General features: G+C 66.0%; 20 protein-coding genes and 1 pseudogene. 7 read left to right on the plus strand and 14 right to left on the minus strand.

Translation table 11 applies throughout. The features are described from left to right. Positions 1-300: 300 nt before the first annotated feature. Positions 301-642, plus strand: a complete 342-nt coding sequence (locus OIN59_RS01050; RefSeq protein ID WP_274106247.1) for an EF-hand domain-containing protein — start codon at positions 301-303, stop codon at positions 640-642. A gap of 131 nt (positions 643-773) precedes the next feature. On the opposite strand, the gene OIN59_RS01055 is transcribed toward OIN59_RS01050, so the two are convergent. From OIN59_RS01055 to OIN59_RS01100, 10 genes are all read right to left on the minus strand, one after another. Then, the gene (locus OIN59_RS01055) at positions 774-1,577 is read right to left on the minus strand and encodes an amino acid ABC transporter ATP-binding protein (protein ID WP_274106249.1); all 804 of its coding nucleotides are present in this window, start codon (positions 1,575-1,577) and stop codon (positions 774-776) included. After that, entirely contained in the window at positions 1,561-2,214 is a 654-nt protein-coding gene (locus OIN59_RS01060; protein WP_274106251.1) for an amino acid ABC transporter permease, read from the minus strand. Before OIN59_RS01060 ends, OIN59_RS01055 begins: the two co-directional genes overlap by 17 nt. 6 nt (positions 2,215-2,220) lie before the next feature. Further along, positions 2,221-2,895 carry an amino acid ABC transporter permease gene (locus OIN59_RS01065; protein ID WP_274106253.1) on the minus strand — a complete coding sequence of 225 codons (675 nt, stop codon included), beginning with the start codon at positions 2,893-2,895 and terminating at the stop codon, positions 2,221-2,223. 68 nt (positions 2,896-2,963) lie between these two features. Then, positions 2,964-3,785, minus strand: a complete 822-nt coding sequence (locus OIN59_RS01070; protein ID WP_274106255.1) for a transporter substrate-binding domain-containing protein — start codon at positions 3,783-3,785, stop codon at positions 2,964-2,966. Beyond that, positions 3,782-4,579, minus strand: a complete 798-nt coding sequence (locus OIN59_RS01075) for a GntR family transcriptional regulator (RefSeq protein ID WP_274106257.1) — start codon at positions 4,577-4,579, stop codon at positions 3,782-3,784. Before OIN59_RS01075 ends, OIN59_RS01070 begins: the two co-directional genes overlap by 4 nt. 262 nt (positions 4,580-4,841) lie before the next feature. Beyond that, entirely contained in the window at positions 4,842-5,306 is a 465-nt protein-coding gene (locus OIN59_RS01080) for a DUF2752 domain-containing protein (protein WP_274106259.1), read from the minus strand. Next, positions 5,278-5,850, minus strand: coding sequence for a hypothetical protein (locus tag OIN59_RS01085; protein WP_274106261.1), 573 nt, complete (start codon positions 5,848-5,850; stop codon positions 5,278-5,280). Before OIN59_RS01085 ends, OIN59_RS01080 begins: the two co-directional genes overlap by 29 nt. 107 nt (positions 5,851-5,957) lie before the next feature. Further along, entirely contained in the window at positions 5,958-7,466 is a 1,509-nt protein-coding gene (locus OIN59_RS01090) for a carboxylesterase/lipase family protein (RefSeq protein WP_274106262.1), read from the minus strand. Further along, positions 7,463-8,461 (minus strand): Bug family tripartite tricarboxylate transporter substrate binding protein, encoded by a 999-nt coding sequence (locus OIN59_RS01095; RefSeq protein WP_274106263.1) that lies wholly within the window; start codon positions 8,459-8,461, stop codon positions 7,463-7,465. Before OIN59_RS01095 ends, OIN59_RS01090 begins: the two co-directional genes overlap by 4 nt. Before the next feature lie 98 nt (positions 8,462-8,559). Continuing rightward, positions 8,560-9,234, minus strand: coding sequence for a TetR family transcriptional regulator (locus OIN59_RS01100; RefSeq protein ID WP_274106264.1), 675 nt, complete (start codon positions 9,232-9,234; stop codon positions 8,560-8,562). A gap of 169 nt (positions 9,235-9,403) precedes the next feature. Here OIN59_RS01100 and OIN59_RS01105 point away from each other — a divergent pair, with 169 nt between their 5' ends. From OIN59_RS01105 to OIN59_RS01115, 3 genes are all read left to right on the plus strand, one after another. After that, on the plus strand, positions 9,404-10,828 hold the full coding sequence (locus OIN59_RS01105; protein ID WP_274106265.1) for an FAD-binding oxidoreductase: 1,425 nt from the start codon (positions 9,404-9,406) through the stop codon (positions 10,826-10,828). Positions 10,829-10,978: 150 nt separating this feature from the next. Next, positions 10,979-11,833: a hypothetical protein gene (locus OIN59_RS01110; RefSeq protein ID WP_274106266.1), complete on the plus strand. Its 855-nt coding sequence runs from the start codon at positions 10,979-10,981 to the stop codon at positions 11,831-11,833. A 126-nt stretch (positions 11,834-11,959) separates the two neighbouring features. Beyond that, positions 11,960-12,328, plus strand: coding sequence for a DUF1801 domain-containing protein (locus tag OIN59_RS01115; RefSeq protein ID WP_274106267.1), 369 nt, complete (start codon positions 11,960-11,962; stop codon positions 12,326-12,328). 19 nt (positions 12,329-12,347) lie between these two features. Here the strand turns inward: OIN59_RS01115 and OIN59_RS01120 are convergent, their stop codons facing one another. Together OIN59_RS01120 and OIN59_RS01125 are read right to left on the minus strand one after the other, a co-directional pair. Then, complete coding sequence (locus OIN59_RS01120) at positions 12,348-12,692, minus strand: antibiotic biosynthesis monooxygenase family protein (protein ID WP_274106268.1); 345 nt, start codon at positions 12,690-12,692, stop codon at positions 12,348-12,350. Further along, the gene (locus OIN59_RS01125; protein ID WP_274106269.1) at positions 12,689-13,033 is read right to left on the minus strand and encodes an NIPSNAP family protein; all 345 of its coding nucleotides are present in this window, start codon (positions 13,031-13,033) and stop codon (positions 12,689-12,691) included. Before OIN59_RS01125 ends, OIN59_RS01120 begins: the two co-directional genes overlap by 4 nt. Before the next feature lie 100 nt (positions 13,034-13,133). Here OIN59_RS01125 and OIN59_RS01130 point away from each other — a divergent pair. Both OIN59_RS01130 and OIN59_RS01135 read left to right on the plus strand, forming a co-directional pair. Beyond that, positions 13,134-13,856, plus strand: a pseudogene (locus OIN59_RS01130) (ArsR/SmtB family transcription factor); the annotation flags it as partial. A 10-nt stretch (positions 13,857-13,866) separates the two neighbouring features. Next, positions 13,867-14,190, plus strand: a complete 324-nt coding sequence (locus OIN59_RS01135) for a YnfA family protein (RefSeq protein WP_407655048.1) — start codon at positions 13,867-13,869, stop codon at positions 14,188-14,190. Between the two features lie 276 nt (positions 14,191-14,466). Here the strand turns inward: OIN59_RS01135 and OIN59_RS01140 are convergent, their stop codons facing one another. Then, positions 14,467-14,949, minus strand: coding sequence for a BON domain-containing protein (locus OIN59_RS01140; RefSeq protein WP_274107149.1), 483 nt, complete (start codon positions 14,947-14,949; stop codon positions 14,467-14,469). A gap of 560 nt (positions 14,950-15,509) precedes the next feature. On the opposite strand from OIN59_RS01140, the gene OIN59_RS01145 reads away from it, so the two are divergent. After that, positions 15,510-17,747, plus strand: a complete 2,238-nt coding sequence (locus OIN59_RS01145; RefSeq protein WP_274106272.1) for an NADP-dependent isocitrate dehydrogenase — start codon at positions 15,510-15,512, stop codon at positions 17,745-17,747. A gap of 105 nt (positions 17,748-17,852) precedes the next feature. On the opposite strand, the gene OIN59_RS01150 is transcribed toward OIN59_RS01145, so the two are convergent. Next, positions 17,853-19,235, minus strand: a complete 1,383-nt coding sequence (locus OIN59_RS01150; protein WP_274106273.1) for an alpha/beta hydrolase — start codon at positions 19,233-19,235, stop codon at positions 17,853-17,855. Positions 19,236-19,265: the final 30 nt, after the last annotated feature.

Below are 19,265 nucleotides of genomic sequence, written 5' to 3' on the forward strand. Positions count from 1 at the left end.
GTCGAACTGCGGTGGTGTTGCCAGCGCCTTGGCACCGGCCAGCGCGCGATTGTCCGCCAGCGGCCTTGTGCGTGTCACCTTGTGCGTATTCGCCCCCGGCGCGTATGGAGGACGGTGCGGAGTGCGAAGAACGCACACGTCTTGCTACATCCAAGGTACATACCCATACAAACCAGCCCTGCAGCGTTACACCACGCTGGCAAATGTTGAGTGAGGCAACAGCAGGCAAGAGTGCTGGCGTTACCCGCCTTGCTGCGGTGCAATGAAAGTCTGTTCAACTTCAAAGGAGCCAGGCTCACCATGAAAGCACAGCAACGACGCAACTACTCGTTCGACACACGCAGCGTGATGCTCTTCGCCGCCCTCTCTCTGGGGGGTGTGGGTGCCTTGCAGGCACAAACCTCTTCACCAGGAAAAACCGCCTCCCCGTCAGAAGTCCCATACTCGTACGGCCCAGGCACTGGCAATCCCTCCAAGGCGGCGACCACCGCATTCCAGCGCGCAGACGCCGACAAGGACGGCAAGCTCAGCGAAAAGGAAGCCGCCCAATTGCCAGCCATCAGCCAACGATTCAAGGACCTGGACGCCGACCACAATGGCACCCTCTCGCCCACCGAGTTCGAGAAAGGTCTACTGTCCTGACACACAGTCCCCAGGTTGCGGCTTTGGTATTCAAACCCATCAGCCAAATGGTTTGACATAGCCGCCTATTGACCCCGCTCCCGCCTGTACTGGAACCCTCCAGACCACAGGCGGGATTTTTGTCCTGTCGGTCAGTCGTGCAGCGAGGACAAAAACTGCTGCAGCTCCGGCGTCTGCGGGCTGCCAAACAGCTGGGCAGGTGTGCCCTGCTCGTGCACCCGCCCCTGGTGCATGAAGATCACGCGGTCGCTCACCTTGCGGGCGAACGCCATCTCGTGCGTGACCATCATCAGCGTCATGCCTTCTTGCGCCAGCGACTCGACCACGCGCAGCACCTCGCCCACCAGTTCGGGGTCGAGCGCCGAGGTGATCTCGTCGCACAGCAGCACCTGCGGCTCCATGGCCAGCGCGCGCGCAATGGCCACGCGCTGCTGCTGTCCGCCCGAGAGCTGGTCGGGCATGGCGTCAAACTTTTCGCCCAACCCCACGCGCGCCAAAAGCTGGCGCGCCTGCGCCTCGGCGGTTTTGGCATCGCGCGCCTTCACCAGCGTGGGCGCCAGCATGATGTTGCGGCCCACAGAGAGGTGCGGAAACAGGTTGAAGCTCTGGAAGATCATGCCCACCTGCTGGCGCAGCGCGCGCATGGCGGCGGGGCTGTCGTGCAGCAGCTTCTGGCCGTTGACGCTGAGCGCGCCTTCCTGGAACTCCTCCAGCCCATTCACGCAGCGCAGCAACGTGCTCTTGCCCGAGCCGCTCTTGCCGATGATGGCGATGACCTCGCCGCGCTGCACTTTCAGGTCAATGCCCTTGAGCACTTCGTTGCTGCCGTAGGACTTGCGCAGCGCGGTGATGTCCACAATGGGCGGCTCGCCCACCACGATGCCGTCGTGCGCAGGGGCGGGTTTGGTTGCGGCGGCTTCAGCGGCGATTGCCATGGAGTTTCCTTTCAAGGGACTGCGCCACCAGGCTCACCGGGAAGCACAAAACAAAATACAGCAGCGCCACGCAGGCGTAGACGAGGAAGGGCTTGTAGGTGGCGTTGGAGATCATGCTGCCCGCCTTGGTCAGCTCCACAAAGCCGATGACCGAAGCCAGCGCCGTGCCCTTGATGACCTGCACCAGAAAGCCCACCGTGGGCGGCACCGCAATGCGCAGCGCCTGCGGCAGCACCACATGGCGCAGCTGCTCGCCAAAGTTGAGCGCCAGGCTCTGCGCCGCCTCCCACTGCCCCTTGGGGATGGAGGCCACACAGCCGCGCCAGATCTCTGTGAGGTAGGCACTGGTGTAGAGCGTGAGCGCCACCGCAGCAGCCGTCCACGGCGAGGTCTTGATACCGAACAGCGCAATGCCGAAGTAGGCCAGGAACAGCTGCATCAGCAGCGGTGTGCCCTGAAACACCTGCACATAGGTGCTCACCGCGCGGTCCACGCCACGCACTTTGGACAGGCGCAGCACCAGCAGCACCAGGCCCACCAGACCGCCTCCGACAAAGGCGATGAGGGACAGGGACACCGTCCAGCGCGCTGCCAACAGCAGGTTGCGCAGGATGTCCCACAGAGAGAACTCGACCATGGCGGCTTACCTCCCGACCAAGAAACGTGCGCCCACCCACATCAGCAGGCGGCGGGTGAGCATGGACAGCACCAGGTACACGGCAGTGGCCAGAATGAAGGCCTCGAACGCGCGGAAGGTGTTGCTGGAGATGAGGTTGGCGGCGTAGCTCAGCTCGGGCGTGGAGATCTGCCCGCACACGGCCGAGCCCAGCATCACGATGATGATCTGGCTGACCATGGCGGGCCACACCTTTTGCAGCGCAGGCGGCAGCACCACACGGCGGAAGGTCTGGCCCGGCGTGAGTGCCAGGCTGTGCGCCGCCTCGATCTGCCCACGCGGCGTGGCCTCAATGCCTGCACGGATGATCTCGGCCGAATACGCGCCCAGGTTGATCACCATGGCCAGCACCGATGCGAACTCGGGCGAGAGCTTGAGCCCCAGTGCGGGCAGGCCAAAGAACAGAAAGAACAACTGCACGATGAAGGGCGTGTTGCGCACCAGCTCCACATAGCTGGCCACGGCCCAGCGCAGCGCGGTGGGCCGGTGGCCCAGGTTGCGCGCACGCGCCCAGGCGCAGGCCGTGCCCAGCAGCAGGCCCAGCACGGTGCCCACGATGGTGAGGGCTATGGTCCAGGCCACGCCGCGCACCAGCAAAGGCCACGACGCGAAGACGGCAGAAAAATCGAGCGCAATCAGCATGCTTGTGCCCTGCGCCGCTTGTCGCGCCGCAGGCCCTTGGGTTTCAGCAGTTCATCCTGTGCGCAGCATCACAGGGGCAGGTCGCCCGCAGGGCGGCCCAGCCACTTGCTGGACAGCTTGTCGATGTCGCCCGACTTGCGGGCCTCGGCAATGATTTCGTTCACGCGCAGGCGCAGCTTGTCCTCGCCTTTGGCCACACCGATGAAGTTCGGGCTGTCCTTGAGGAGCAGCTTGTATTCGGTGGCCAGGTTGGGGTTCTTGACCATGATGGTGCCCGCCGTCGATGCGCTGGTCGCAATGGCCTGCGTCTGGCCCGACACAAAGGCCGCAATGCTGGCGGCGTGGTCTTCAAAGCGCTTCACGTCCACACCGGGGGGCGCGACTTTGGCCAGCTCCTGGTCTTCCATGGCGCCGCGCGTCACGGCCACGCTCTTGCCAGCCAGATCGGCAAAGCTCTTGATGTTCAGGCTCTTGCTCGCAAACACGGCCTGGAAGAACGGTGCGTAGGCGGCCGTGAAGTCGATCACTTTCTCGCGCTCGGGGTTCTTGCCCAAGGTGGAGATCACGAGGTCGGCCTTCTGCGTTTGCAGGTAGGGGATGCGGTTGGCGCTGGTCACGGGGATCAGCTCGACCTTCACGCCCAGCTTGGCGCCGATGTAGTTGGCCATCTCCACGTCCAGGCCCTGGGGCTTGAGGTCGGTGCCGACAAAACCGTAGGGCGGGTAGTCGGTGGGGATGGCGATCTTGATTTCCTTGGCCTTGAGGACGTTGTCCAGCGCGTTTTGCGCGTAGGCGGCAGGCGCCATCAGGGCCGCTGCGAGGCCTGTGGCGGCAAGCACGCCCAGGGTCAGGCGGCGGGTGGACGAAGTGACGGTGCGGACGGTGGTCATAGCAGGGCTCCTAGGTAGGTGGATGCGTCGGCGGGTGCGTCTGGGTCAGACGCTGGGGGGATGGAACTCTTGGTGGCAGCCCGGGGCTTGCGCGGGCGGGCCGGTGGTGTGGCTTGTGCAGGGCTCTTGCGCACGGGCGCCAGCGCATCGCGCAGCCCGGCCAGCGGGTCACTGCTGGCCTGCAGGCGCAGGGCCGACTGCACGGTGCCGATGTGCTCGGACATCAGCGCCTCGGCGCGGGCGATGTCGCCCGCCTCCAGCGCATCGACGATGCGCACGTGGTCGGCACAGCTCTGCGCTGCATCGTGCGACGACTGGTAGAGCATGGCGATCAGCGTGGTGCGCGCCGTGAAGTCGCGCAGTGTGTCGGCCAGCAAGCCGTTGCCCAGGCATTCGGCCAGGCACACATGGAAGTCACCGAGCAGAAAGCTGCGCATGCCCACATCGGAGCCCGCCAGCGCCGCCTTTTCGCGCTGCAGGTGGCTCTTGAGCTGGCGCAGCGCGGCCTTGTCCACCACCTTGAGCTGGTGCAGCAGGCCCAGTTCGATCACACGGCGCGCCTCAAAGGCCTCGCGCGCTTCGTCCTGCGACGGCTCGATCACATACCAGCCGCGCCGCGCACTGACGGTGACGATGCCGCGCGTGGCCAGCCGTGTGAGCGCCTCGCGCACGATGGTGCGGCTGCAGTCAAACAGCATGGCCAGCTGCTGCTCGCCCAGGCGGGAGCCGGGCGCAAGCTTTTGCGCCATCACGGCTTCGATGATGCGGTTGCTGATCTCGGTGGCGGTGGTCATTGCCTGCGGTATCGCAGGTTCCGTGCCAACTGGTATACAAGTTGAATGCACCAGCCTGGCGCACGGAGGCTGTGCACCAACGGGGTCGCTTGCCCCGCAACGATGCACGCCGTTGCGGGGCACCCGCCAAAGAGGCCGAGGTGCCTGCATGTGGTGCAGGCGTTGGCGGGCCGTCCGCTGTACAGGTCGCCCGGATAGCCGCAAAAGGCCGCCACCCAACAAAAGAGGGAAATACAAAAGCCCCACAGGGCCCGGCAAGCCGCTACACCAGCCCGGCCAGGCGCGAGAGCCAGGACACCACCAGACCGCCGCCCACGGCAGTCCAAACCGCTGGGTGCCACCACGGCCAGCGCGCCACGCGGCGGCGGCCCTGGGCGCCTTCGACCACAGCCTGGCCTGCCAGCAGCGCCAGCCACAGCAGCAGCACCAGCGCGCCCGGGTTGGCGGCCCAGGCGGTGGCCCAATCGCCCTGGACCAGGGCCGCACACGCATGGGTGCCACCACACAGCGGGCAGGGCACGCCCGTCAGCGCGCGAAACCCACAGCCCAGGCCGAGCCCGCCCTGCCCCAGCCACCACGGCGTGGCGGCCATGGCCAGCGGCCAGCCCAGGCCGAGCGCCAGCCGCAGCTGCCGCGCGTCTCGGTCCAGCGGCTGCCAGGCGGGCATGCGGCCCACAGGCGCCACCGTGGGGCCGGGCTCAGAGGGGAGGAAGGGCCACCGGCTCATCGCCCACCAACTGGCGTGCCATGTAGTAGGAGCCGATGGTGGACAGCGGCAGTGTCAGCAGCGCGCCCACCCAGCACAGCAGGAAACCCAGCGAGCCCACGATGCCCAGCACCAGCGAGCAGAAAAACGCCGCGCCCAGGTTCTTGGTCACGATGCTCCAGGCTTGGTTGAAAGCAGCCACGCCATCGCGCTCGCCGCGCGCCACGAGGAACAGTGCCACCGGGGGCAGCGCCATGACCAGCAGGCCGGGGATGAAACACAGCATGAAGCCCAGCGACACAACCAGCGAGCTGATGAGCCCGGCCACAAAGGCGGGCACAAAATCATCAAAGCCCCGGAAGACATCGCCGATCTGCACCGTCTCGCCGCGCGTCTCACGCTCGATCATGCGCATGTAGCCCACCATCATGGGCCCGGCCAGCAGGCCAGCGCTGATGCCAGCGACCACTATCACCAGCAAGGTGCACACCACGTGGGTGATGGCGTTTTTCTTGAAGGTGCCCCAGGCACCCGACAGGCAATCTCCCACATTGGCTGAAGCCATGGCAATCCCTCTCTCGGTAGTTGGTCAGTCGCGGACAAACGCCGGGTCAGTGTAGCGAGCCCTCGGCTGCTGCGGTACCCCGGGGCGCGGCTGCTGGGAGCAGAGCCCTAGAGGATGCCATTCCACAGCGCAAACCGCGCAGGCTGTTGGTGGGGTGCGCAATACGGCGACGCCCCGAAGTGCTGGACCGGCGGCTGCGCGCCCGCATACGGCGCCCATCCGGGGTCGCCACCCTGGGCAAACGCCACCCAGTGCTGCTGCAGGGCCTCGGCCAACGCAACGGGCGGCATCGGCCCCGCGAGTTCGTGCCCCGTCGGGGTGTGCAGATTGCCGAACACAAACGGCAGCTCCACCCCGTGCGCAGCGCCCAAGCGCCCCCACCACTGGGGCGAGGGCCAGGCAAATTCATAGCCATGGGCGCTGCGGGCCCACTGGCTGGCCAGCGTGGCAATGCGCAGGGCGGGCACCCGGTAGTAGAAGTCGGACTGCAGCGCACACAGCAGCTCTCCGGGCGTTTGCTGCGCGGGCGGCAGCATCATGCGCAAGGCCTCTACGGCACTTGCGTCCAGGCCCACATCCTGCGCAAAGGCATGCACTTGCGTCTCTGTCACCCGGTCAATGGCACCGCCGGGCACGTGGTACAGGCGCATCTCCTGCGAATTGCTGCCCACCAACACCTGCAGGTCTGGCGGCTGGTCTGCCCACTGCTGCGCGAGCGCCTGCAGCGGCGGCGCTGTCAGAACCTGACCATCCACCACGGGCCGCAAGGGAAAGAAGTTGCGCCCGCCCAGTCCGTACTGCTGCCGCAGGGCGGGCTCAGACGCCAGCCGGTGCACGGCGTGCAGCACAGCAGCCTGCGGCGCCGCGCCCAATGCAGCCAGGGTGGGCTCCACACCCGCCAGCACGGCCACGGCGCAGCGTGCGGCAGCAGCCTCCTGCAAGCTCTGACACGCCACGCTGGGGCTTTGCAGGATGGTGCGCTGAAACAGCCCGCGCGACGCGGGCATACCCAGCAGGCAAGCCAAGGCCCCAGCACCGGCCGACTGGCCGAACACCGTGGTGCGCGACACATCGCCGCCCCAGGCATGGACGTGGTCGCGCACCCACTGCAATGCCATCAGCAAGTCCAACAAGCCGCGATTGGCGGGCGCAGCCTGCTCCTCGCCCTCGAAGTGCAAAAACCCGTCAATGCCCAGCCGGTACTCCACCGACACCAGGACTACGCCCCGCCGCGCCAGCGCCGCCCCGTCGTACAGCGGCTCACTGGCCGCACCGCGAAAGAAGCCGCCGCCATGCACCCACACCATGACGGGCAGATGCGCGCCGGGTTCGGCGGGCGGTGCCCACACATTGACGGCCAGACAATCCTCGCCCCCCAGCATGGGCGCTTCGGCACGCGCGGTGCGGGCCAGCTGCGGCGCCATGGGCGCGAACGTAGTGGCATCGCGCACGCCGGACCATGGCGAGGCCGGCACCGGCGCCGCAAAGCGCAGCGCGCCGCGTGGCGCCTGCGCGTAATGCATGCCACGGAACACGCGCACGCCCTGGTCCCACAGGCCACGCAACTGGCCGCCGTGAGGCAGCGTGACTTGTGGTGCCGCTGTGCTCTTCGTCATTCCGTGGCCAGGCCCAGTTTGTCGATCAGCGGGCGCCACACAGCGGCATCACGCGCCGCCCAGGCGCGGGCATCGCCGGGTGCTGTGGCAGTGAGCGTGACGTTCATGGCTTCGAGGCGGGACTTGTACTGTGCATCGCCGCCCCGGCATTTCTCCGTGACAGCATTGAGCCGGTTCAGCAGCTCGGGCGGTGTACCGGCCTTGGCCACCACGGCAATCCATGCGGGCCGCGCCAGGTCGCTGGCGGCGGGCATGGCTTCGGCAATGGTGGGCACATCGGGCAGCAACGGCGAGCGCTGCGCACCAAACAGCGCCAGCGGCACCAGCTTGCCCGCCTTGACCTGCGCTGCAGCTGTGCCAATGACCAACGTCATCGCATGGATCTGCTGGCCCATGAGCGCGGTAAGGCCCGCGCCCTCACCCACAAAAGGCACATGGGTGCCGGGCACGCCCAGCTTGTCCACCAACGCCGACGTGAGCAGGTGCGCTGGGCTGCCCTTGCCCGGCGATCCGAAGTTGATACCTCCTGGCGTGGAACGGGCCAGCTTTTGCAACTCGGCCAGGGAGCCGATGCCCTGCCCCGCTGGCACCGCCAGCACCAGCGGCGATGTGCCCAGCACGGCCACGCCGTCAAAGTCGCGCAGCGGATCGTAGGGTGGCTGCTTGTAGACATACGGCGTGATGGTCATCTGCGACATGCCAATGCTCAGCAGGTTGTAGCCATCCGCAGGCTGGACCTTGAGGTAGTTGACGGCCAGGATGCCGTTAGCACCGGGCTTGTTCTGCACCACGACGGGCTGACCCAGCTCGCGCGCGGCGCAGTCGGCCCACACCCGGGTCATCGCGTCCGAGCCGCTGCCGGGCGGCTGCTGGGCGATGAGCTGGATGGGTTTGGCCGGGTAGGCTGCGGGCTGCTGTGCCAGGGCGCTGCCAGCAGCGCAGGCCAGTGCGGCGAGCGCGAGGAGGCGCGGAGCGCGCGTAGGGGCTGAGTTCATGGTGTGTCTCCTGTTGATGTTTTCTGCGGGGGGCGCCCGGGTTGAGTAACGTGCAGGCGGGAGATGCCGCACACCCCACGGGCAGACTAAGAGGGGCCTCAGCGCCGGCGTGTGCGCGCCTTTGGCGGCACAGCAGCGGCTTCGCACCGGGTGGCGATCCAGTCGGCCAGGCAGTCCAGTTGCGCCTGCTGGGCAGCATCGGGCACGGTGGGCGGTGCGGGGGCAAACAACTGCAGCAGCCCCAGCCCGCGCAGCGACGACAGCACTAGGCCCAGCAGGCCATCGCGGTCGGGCTCTGCCGCCAGTTCGGGGAAGGCGCCGAAGAAGCCTTCGTGCATGCGCGCCTGCACGCTCTGGCGCAGCTCCGCAATGTGGCCCAGCACTTCGGGCTGGTTGCGGCAACCCAGGTAGATGTTCCAGGCCACGATGAAGCGCGGCTGCGCATAGACCAGGCTCCACACCGCCTGCACAAACTTCGCGGCCCGCTCGCGCGCTGGCTGCGCAGGGCTGGGCCAGAGTTCGCCCGAGCGCACGGTGGACTCGATCAGCTCGCTGAGCACATTCATCATCAGCACCGCTTTCGACTCGAAGTGGTGCTGCACCGCGCCCGACGTCATGCCCGCCGACTTGGCCAGCTCGTGGATGGACATCTCCTCCAGACTGCGGTGCTGAATCACGTCGATGGCCGTGGCGATGAGGTGCTGGCGCGTGGCGGCACTGCGCTCGGCATGCGTGCGGCGCACTCCGGCCTTCGGGGAAACACGGTGGTTCATGGCACCTTCACAATATACATTTCAAACGTAATGTATTTATGCAAACACGGACCATCAAGCCCGTGAATACCCTCCCCCCAGGCGGGCCCGTTGCCAGTTGCCCAGCGCCCGGCAACAGGGCCGAATCTAGAATGCTTCTCACTGACCGCCCTCACCGGAGACACACACCATGAACGCACCCACCGCCGCCGCTCACCTGCTGCCTGAAATCCAACTGCGCGACGTGCCCCAGGCACTCATTGATGCGCTGCAGGCCCGCTTTGGTGCGCAGTGTTCGCTGGCCCAGGCCGTGCGCGAGCAGCACGGGCGCGACGAAGGCTCGCTGCAGGCCCCCCCGCCCAGCGCCGTGGTGTTTGCCGAAAGCACGCAGGACGTGGCAGACGCCGTCAAGCTCGCCAGCGATCACAACGTGCCTGTGATTGCCTACGGCGCAGGCTCGTCGCTCGAAGGCCATCTGCTGGCCGTGCAGGGCGGCATCAGCATCGACGTGAGCCGCATGAATCGCGTGCTGAGCATCAACGCTGAAGACCTCACGGTGACGGTGCAGCCGGGCATCACGCGCAAGCAACTGAACGAAGCCATCAAGGACACGGGCCTGTTCTTCCCCATCGACCCCGGTGCCGACGCCAGCATTGGCGGCATGAGCGCCACGCGCGCCAGCGGCACTAATGCCGTGCGCTACGGCACCATGCGCGAGAACGTGCTGGCGCTGGAGGTGGTGACCGCCAGCGGCGAAGTCATCCACACCGGCACCCGCGCCAAAAAGAGCAGCGCGGGCTACGACCTCACCCGCCTGATGGTGGGCAGCGAAGGCACCCTGGGCATCATGACCGAGATCACCGTGCGCCTGTACCCCCTGCCCGAGGCCGTGAGCGCCGCCATCTGCTCCTTCCCCAGCATCGAAGCGGCCGTGCGCACCACCATCCAGACCATCCAGATCGGCGTGCCGATTGCCCGCGTGGAACTGATCGACCACCACACCGTGCGCATGGTGAACGCGCACAGCAAGCTGACCCTGCGCGAAGAGCCCATGCTACTGATGGAGTTCCACGGCTCGCCCGCCAGCGTGAAGGAACAGGCCGAGATGGTGCAAGACATCGCCAGCGAGTTCGGCGGCCAGGCCTTTGAGTGGGCCAGCACGCCCGAAGAACGCACCCGCCTGTGGACCGCCCGGCACAACGCCTACTTTGCCGCCGTGCAAAGCCGCCCCGGCTGCCGCGCCATCAGCACCGACACCTGCGTGCCCATCAGCCGCCTGGCCGACTGCCTGCTCGAATCGGTAGACGAAGTGGAAGCCAGCGGCATCCCCTACTTCCTCGTCGGCCACGTGGGCGACGGCAACTTCCACTTCGGCTACCTCATCGACCCGAACAGCGCCGAAGAACGCACCAAGGCCGAAGCCATGAACCACACCCTGGTCGCCCGCGCCCTCTCCATGGGCGGCACCTGCACGGGCGAGCATGGCGTGGGCATCCACAAGATGGGCTTCTTGCTGGACGAAACCGGCACCGGCGCGGTGGACATGATGCGCGCCATCAAGCGGGCGCTGGACCCGAAGAACATCCTGAATCCGGGGAAGATCTTCGCCCTGTAATTGCTATTTTATTTATAGCAAAAAGCACAATACCGTCGGGCGCAAACGGCGAATTTTCTAAAATTCTGGTAGCACACTGGGGTCGCAGGGCGCTCAGGCTCACCTCGCCCGTTCCAGTGGCCGTGGGTTCGGCCCATGCAGGGACACACCATGACCACACCCGAAGCCGTCATTGCTTCGTACCTGGACCACATTCAGGACGAGGCCTATATCGAGGCAGCCCTGGTGCGCCACGGGGCTGCTGCGCTTGTCGCTACCGCCGTCCGCCTCGTGCGCAGCCTGGAGACAGAGAGCTTCGATGACGCCGTCCTGTTCATTCGTGACGTCTCCATCGGTCTCTTGCGGCAAGAGATCACGCGCGCATTCCGCGCACAGCTGCCGGGCTCAGGCCTGTTCGACGCACTCGACCTGTGCCTGCGTGCGCCGGTTTTTCATCTCCGCACCCAGGCGGCCTACACCTTCGGAAAACTGTGCTACCCCGACAGCGCGGATCGCCTCATCCGCGTCCTGGAGGAACGGCGCGACACAGACCCACTGCTGACACCCCACCTCCTGTTCGAGATCCGCTGGTTGAGGTGGGACGATGGTGCCCATTGGCGACGCATCCAGTGGCTCGCCGAAGCACCCGAGGGCGTCTGCCGATGGGCGGCGCTGCAAGCGATCGAGGACACGGCCCCCTGCCCACCCGGAACCCCCGTCGACGACCTGTTGAACACTCTGCAGCACGACCGTTTTGACTACATCCGGGCTGAGGCCACCTGCCTGCGAAACACGTTGAACCGGCAAACCCTTACACCCCAAGAACCAATGGCCGCTGAGCACCAGCAAACGCGGGTACCCGGCAATGGACAGGCGGTGCAAGCCGCTGCCAACAACACGCCTATGGCGTTCCGCGACCTCTCCATCCGCTTCTGGCACCACCACTCCGCCGCAGACTACACCCCCGCCGACCTGCTGGCCTTTTTGGCACGGTCGGCGCTATCGCGGGGCAGGAGCACGGCCTGACCACTGAAGCAACGATCCTGGAGAACAGCGCCCCCGATCCAAAAACGGCTTGTCTTCCCTGCTGCCACCCCGTTGTCAGCAACTTCGCCTACGCTGCGCCCTATCTGCAGCTCTCACACACGCCCTATGGCCAACCGTTCTGTTCCCGCGTTGCTTGAAGACATCCGCTTCCTCGGTGAAACCCAGTACGCCATGGTTCAAGCCGTGCGCGCCCTGGTGCTGCAGCCGCCTTTTGAGGCGCCCACGGAGGAGGTGAAGTACGGCGGCATCCTGTTTGCTTCGCAGGGGGTGTCGTTCTGCGGTGTGTTCGCGTACCAGGGGCATGTGTCGGTGGAGTTTGGGCAAGGCGCGCGCATCAACGACCCCTTTGGCCTTCTGGAAGGCGCGGGCAAGGGGCGCAGGCACCTGAAGTTGCGGTCCGTCGACGACCTGACGCACAAGCGGCTGGCGCAGTACCTGCTGCTGGCGCTGGAGGCCGCGCGGCAAAACACCTAGGACGACGCCGCTTCGCGCGTCATCCGTGCGCCGCGCGCGCATCCGGCGGCACCTGCGCGCGCTCGTGCAGGCCGTAGTCCCGCACAACGGCCGCCACGCGCAGGCGGTAGTCCGCAAAGATGCCTGCGCGTCCTTCATGCTGGGCCGCGCGGTGCGCCTCTTGCTGGCGCCAGAGGGCCACGGCGTCTTCATCACGCCAGAACGAGAGCGACAGCAGCTTGCCGGGCTCGCTCAGGCTTTGAAAGCGCTCGATGGAAATGAATCCGTCCATCTGTTCCAGCACAGGACGCAGCGCGGCGGCCGCGTCCAGGTAGGCGTCCTTCTGGCCGGGGGCGGGCACCACCTCGAAGATCACGGCCATCATGCGGCAGGCTCCAGGCGGTGGGCGGGCAGACCCAGCGTGCCTTCCACGCCCTGTGTGAAGGTGCGCTCCTCGCGCAGGATGAAGCGCTTGTCCTGCGCCATCGCAAAATTGGCACGGCCTTCGGGGTCTGTGCGCAGCCGTGCACGGTAGGCCTCGTAGGCGGCCAGAGATTCAAAGCCGATCAATCCCCAGGCCTCGTAGTTGCTGCCCTCGTGCGGCAAGAAGTACCCCAGCAAGTGGCCGCCGCAGCGCGGAATGATCTGGCCCCAACGACGCGCATAGTCGGCAAACAGGTCACGCTGGAAGGGGTCGATTTCGTAGCGGATGAAACAGGTGATCATGGTGAGTGACGCGGTTGCGTAGTGCGCAATGCATATGGGTTGAACAAGGCTTCAACGATAGGCGCTTGACGCTCGTTGATGGTTCGCCCAAGATCGAACCATGAAAGACGGACCTCACATCGCGCGCATTGCCGCGCTCATCGGTGACAGCGCGCGCGCCGAAGTGCTGACTGCACTGATGACCGACCGCGCCCTCACCGCCACCGAGCTCGCCGACATTGCGGGCGTGACCAAGCAGACCACCAGTGCCCACCTGGCCAAGTTGCTGGATGCAGGCCTGCTGACCGTCGAACACCAGGGCCGCCACCGTTACTTCCGGCTGGCGGACCGCGACGTGGCGCACTTGCTCGAATCGCTGATGAACGTGGCCTTCCGGGCGGGCGCCGTGCGCCTGCGCTCCAGCCCGCGCGAGCCGGCCCTGCGCCGCGCGCGCATGTGCTACGACCACCTGGCCGGCGAAGTGGGCGTGCAGTTCTACGAGGCACTGGTACGCCAGGGACTGCTACAGGCCACGCCCCAGGGTGCGGCCGTAACGCCCGCCGGTGCGCAGTGGTTTGCCCAGGTGGGGATCGACACCTCCACGCTGGCGCTGCAGCGGCGCATGCTGTGCCGCCCTTGCCTGGACTGGAGCGAACGCCGTCACCACTTGGGTGGCGCGCTGGGTGCTGCGCTGCTGCAGCGCCTGTTTGAGGGAGGCTGGGCACACCGCGCGCAAGGTTCGCGCGTGGTGCACTTCACGCCCAAGGGCGAGCTTGCGCTGCGCCAGTGGCTGGCCACCTACCCAGCCGCCCCGAGCGACACAGCCACACAGCCACACAGCCCCCCGCGCCATGCTGAACACGCTGCTGCTTTTTGTCGCCACGGCCCTCGCAGAAATCGTGGGTTGCTACCTTCCCTGGCTGTGGCTCAGACAAGGCAAGCCCATGTGGCTGCTGTTGCCTGCGGCGCTGAGCCTGGCGCTGTTCGCGTGGCTGTTGACGCTGCATGACACTGCCGGCGCAGGCCGCGTGTACGCCGCCTACGGCGGTGTCTACATCGGCGTGGCACTGGCCTGGCTGTGGGCGGTGGATGGCGTCCGTCCCACGCCCTGGGATGTGGCGGGCGTGCTGATGGCGCTTGCGGGCATGGCGATCATCATGCTGCAGCCCGCGCGCTGAGGAAGGAACAGCTCTGCCGTGCTGTGCAAGCACCGCCCTCGGCCTCCGCAGCTGGAGCAACCCAAGCGAGTGCCCCAAGCAAGGGCCGCCAAGCCGCGTACGCGGCGCTTCGCTTGCTGCGTGCGAGGGGGTGGCAGAAAGGTGCGCAGCGGCTCGGAGGGGCCGTCCAATTTTTATCAACCTCCGGGCAATCCGGTGGTCTGGCCGCGGGTGAGGACGGCTGCGCAATCGCTGCGCCTGCAATATGCGCCGCCATCTCGTCCCCGCGTGTCAGGGCTACTGTGGCACGACCAGCGGATACCGCGCCGCCGCCGCATCCGTGCCCACTTGCAACAAGTTGATCACCCCCATCACATCGTCCACCAGCCACACGGCCTTCTCCAGCGCGTCGGACTGCGCCTGCGACTGCACACAGCCCTTGAGCGTGACCAGGCGCCGCTCGCCCAGCACCCATACGCTGGTGTCGTCAAAGCGGCCGTCTTGCTGGATATAGCGCAACACGCGCGGAATGATTTCAGCGTCGTACAGGTACGAGTTGGGCAGGCGGCAACGCCCTACGCGGTGGCAGCTGCCGCCGTGCTGCGAGCGCACATGCGCCAGTTCGCGCACCTCGGCCTCGGTGTACAGCGGGCCTTCTGGCACGGGGCATTGCGGGATGGCAGAGGTGACCTGAACGAAGGGATCGTTGAAGGCGTTGGTGCGGTGGGAGCGCGGGGCCGGGCTGCCTGCAGCCTGGGCAAACGCCAGCGACGAAACCATGGCGGCGGCGGCCACCAGCGACGTCATGAAGCACAGACGGAACCGACGGAACACGCAAACACGGCACATGAACTGCTCCTTTCTAACTGCGGCGGGTGCGCGCAGGAGGATGGGATTGAGACGACGTGCAGTCGCGCTGCAGGGCGGCGATCAACGATTCGCTCACATTTTCATAGCTGCTAGCGCATTCAGGATAAGCGCCAGCGGCCATTTTTACTAAAAATTGAGGGCAACCCGCCCTCCCGCAATCCCCGGCCTGCTACCCGGCGTTGGCCTGCCGCCCACGAGGTCTGACCATGCCCAGCATGGCGCTTCATGGCGCTTTCGGAGTGACAGCACGCCAGCACCAACCCGGCCAAACCGCTCACGGCAGAGGGGTAATACCACCCTTTTTATGAAAAAAAGTGCCCTGAGCTTATGATAATTTTGCATTGTGAGATTCGATTGCAAAAACAGTGGGCGCAGACAGCCCCGAGCAAGGAGAATCAGAGAGCATCCGCGTTTGGCCCCGCTGCGACGCAGCCGGGGGCACCTACCTACTCTGTTTCGTGAGACAAGCCATGACGACCCAGCAACCTTCCATCATCTACACCCTGACCGACGAAGCACCCCGTCTGGCCACGGCTTCCTTCCTGCCCATCATTCGCACGTTTGCGGCACCGGTGGGCATCAACGTGCTGGAGAGCGACATCTCGGTGGCAGCACGCGTCCTGGGTGAGTTCTCTGACTACCTGACCGAAGAACAGCGCGTGCCCAACAACCTGGCCGAGCTGGGCAAGAAGACGCTGCAGCCCGATGCCAACATCATCAAGCTGCCCAACATCAGCGCCTCGGTGTCCCAGCTCAAGGCGGCCATTGCCGAGCTGCAGGCCAAGGGCTACGCCCTGCCCGACTACCCGGATCAGCCCAAGGACGACAAGGAAAAGGAAATCAAGGCCCGCTACAACAAGTGCACCGGCTCGGCAGTGAACCCCGTGCTGCGCGAAGGCAACTCCGACCGCCGCGCCCCCAAGGCCGTGAAGGAATACGCGCGCAAGAACCCGCACAGCATGGCCGAGTGGAGCCAGGCATCGCGTTCGCACGTGTCGCACATGCACGCGGGCGACTTCTACCACGGTGAAAAGTCCATGACGCTGGACCGCGCCCGTGATGTGAAGATGGAACTGATCACCAAGAGCGGCAAGGCCATCGTCCTCAAGCCCAAGGTCAGCCTGCTCGACCGCGAAGTGATCGACAGCATGTTCATGAGCAAGAAGGCGCTGCTGGAGTTCTACGAGAAGGAAATTGAAGACGCCCGCAAGACCGGCGTGATGTTCTCGCTGCACGTGAAGGCCACGATGATGAAGGTGTCGCACCCCATCGTGTTCGGGCACTGCGTGAAGATCTTCTACAAGGACGCGTTCGCCAAACACGCCAAGACCTTTGAAGAGCTGGGCGTGAACGTGAACAACGGCATGGTCGATCTGTACAGCAAGATCGAAACCCTGCCCCAAAGCCAGCGCGACGAGATCAAGCGCGACCTGCACGCCTGCCACGAGCACCGCCCCGAACTGGCCATGGTCGATTCGGCCAAGGGCATCACCAACTTCCACTCGCCCAACGACATCATCGTGGACGCGTCCATGCCCGCCATGATCCGCAACGGCGGCAAGATGTGGGACGCCAACGGCCGCCTGAAGGACGTGAAGGCCGTGATGCCCGAATCGACCTTTGCCCGCATTTACCAGGAGATCATCAACTTCTGCAAATGGCACGGCGCGTTCGACCCCAAGACCATGGGCACGGTGCCCAACGTGGGCCTGATGGCCCAGCAGGCCGAGGAATACGGCTCGCACGACAAGACCTTCGAGATCCCTGAAGACGGCGTGGCCAACATCACCGACCTGGCCACGGGCGAAGTGCTGCTGTCCCAGGACGTGGAAGCCGGCGACATCTGGCGCATGTGCCAGGTCAAAGACGCCGCGATCCGCGACTGGGTGAAGCTGGCCGTCAACCGCGCCCGCAACTCCGGCATGCCCGTGGTGTTCTGGCTCGACTCGTACCGCCCGCACGAAAAGGAACTCATCACCAAGGTGAAGATGTACCTGCACGAGCACAACACCGTCGGCCTCGATATCCAGATCATGAGCCAGGTGCGTGCGATGCGCTACACGCTGGAGCGCGTGATCCGTGGCCTGGACACCATCAGCGCCACCGGCAACATCCTGCGCGACTACCTGACTGACCTGTTCCCCATCATGGAACTGGGCACCTCGGCCAAGATGCTGTCCATCGTGCCGCTGATGGCCGGTGGCGGCATGTACGAAACGGGCGCGGGCGGCTCTGCGCCCAAGCATGTGCAGCAGCTGGTGGAAGAAAACCACCTGCGCTGGGATTCGCTGGGCGAGTTCCTGGCGCTGGCCGTGTCGCTGGAAGACCTGGGCCTGAAAACCGGCAACACCAAGGCCAAAGTGCTGGCCCAGACGCTGGACGCCGCCACGGGCACGCTGCTGGGCAATAACAAGAACCCCTCGCCCAAGACCGGCCAGCTCGACAACCGTGGCAGCCAGTTCTACCTGGCCCTGTACTGGGCGCAAGAGCTGGTCGCGCAGACGGACGACGCCGAACTGGCCCAACTGTTCGCCCCGCTGGCCAAGCAACTGGCCGACAACGAGCAGACCATCGTGGCCGAGCTGGCGGCCGTGCAGGGCGCACCCGCTGACATCGGCGGCTACTACCTGCCCGACACCGCCAAGCTGGACGCCGTGATGCGCCCCAGCAAGACGCTGAACGAAGCCCTCAAGGCTGTGGCCGCCTGAATCAGACCCCAGCCGCTGCGGCCCTGAGTCGCAGTAGCACAAAAAAAGGCCCCGCTCTGCGGGGCCTTTTTTCATGGCGGGGCGGAAACTCCCGTACAAGCCAAACTACGGCCGCTCGCGGTCGGCTACACGGGTGTTCAGCGCAGCCGGCACATAGCCCGGCATGAAGGCGCAGCCCTTGCCAAACGGTGCCTCCATGCCTGCGCACTGCCGCGCAATGCCCTCGGGCGTGGGCTTGTCGCCCCCGTCCACCCAGCGCAGCAGCGCCGTCATGAGCGTGGGGTAGGTCGGGTCGCTCAGGTAGCTGTGGGTGTTGTGCTGGGTAAAGGTTTGCACCAGGCGCTCCGCGCTGCCGCCTTGCGCCATGGTGACCTTGAAGGCCGCGTCCAGTTCAACGAAGGCCGTAGGGTCGTTCACGCCTTTGACGGTGAGCACGGGCACGGGGATGCGGCCGGTCAGGTCCGTGTCCTGCGCGAAGCGGGCTACGGCAGCGGGGTCGGCGCGGTAGCGCAACACTGCGGCGTTCAGGGCTGCATCGTCGGGCGAGCCCCGATACAACACACCCCGGTTGCCAAACGGGCTGACGCCGCCCGTGCGGTGCTGCACCACGTCGCGGAAGTGGAAGGTGGCCCAGTTCATGTGGCCCTGGATAGAGCTGGCCGGGATATGGAGCACGTCCACCAGGGTCTGGACCTTGCGCTGCTGCTCGGGCGTACGTTCTGCCACAGGCTTGTTCAGGGCCAGGCATTCGTTCAAACGCAAGGCCAGGTCGGCCTGCATCATCACGGCATCGCTTGGCAGCCCGATGTGGAGTGGGTAGGCCGCCTCGGTGGGACGGGGGTGGTTGTGGCACAGGTACTGGTAGACCACGCGCAGGTCGGTGCGAAAGTCGTACGAGCGTGTGCCACCTGCCAACACGCCGCTGGTCAGCAGCACGGCGTCGTAGGGCCGTTTTCCGTCGGCGGTGGTCTGGAACATCTCGGCCCCCTTGGCCGCCACGCTGGCGCCCCACGACTGGCCGTGCAGCACAGTGCGCTGCGGCTGCGCCACGTGCTGCACGAAGATCTGCCGCAAGCGTTCGGTGTCCTCAGCCGCTGCGCGCACTTCCACCCCGCCCTGGCGGAAGGTGCTGCCCGCCCAGGCATACCCGGCACGCACCATGATGGACCAACGCCCCAGGTCCTCTACCGAGCGCTCCATCTTGGGCGCGCCCAGCGCCGGGCCGCCGTGGACATGCAGCACCAGGTGGCCGTTCCACTGCTGCGGCATGGCGATGAGGTAGTAAGCGCCTGCAGAGTCCTTGCCCGACAAGCAGCGGGCAATGGGCGCCAAATCCTGGGGGCAAGGCGTTGCGGTGGGTGCTGCCTCTGCCACCGCGCGCGGTTGGGTGGCAACCGGGGCACAAGCGGCAAGAACGGCCGCCGCCAGGGTGGCCGGTACGGCCACGGTCCAGCGCGGCCAGGCGCAAATCTGCAGCAAAGCAGTCATGGGAAAAGTCTCCGTTGAAATGATCGTGGT

Source organism: Acidovorax benzenivorans (assembly GCF_028680575.1).
Taxonomy (GTDB): Bacteria; Pseudomonadota; Gammaproteobacteria; order Burkholderiales; family Burkholderiaceae_C; genus Acidovorax; species Acidovorax benzenivorans.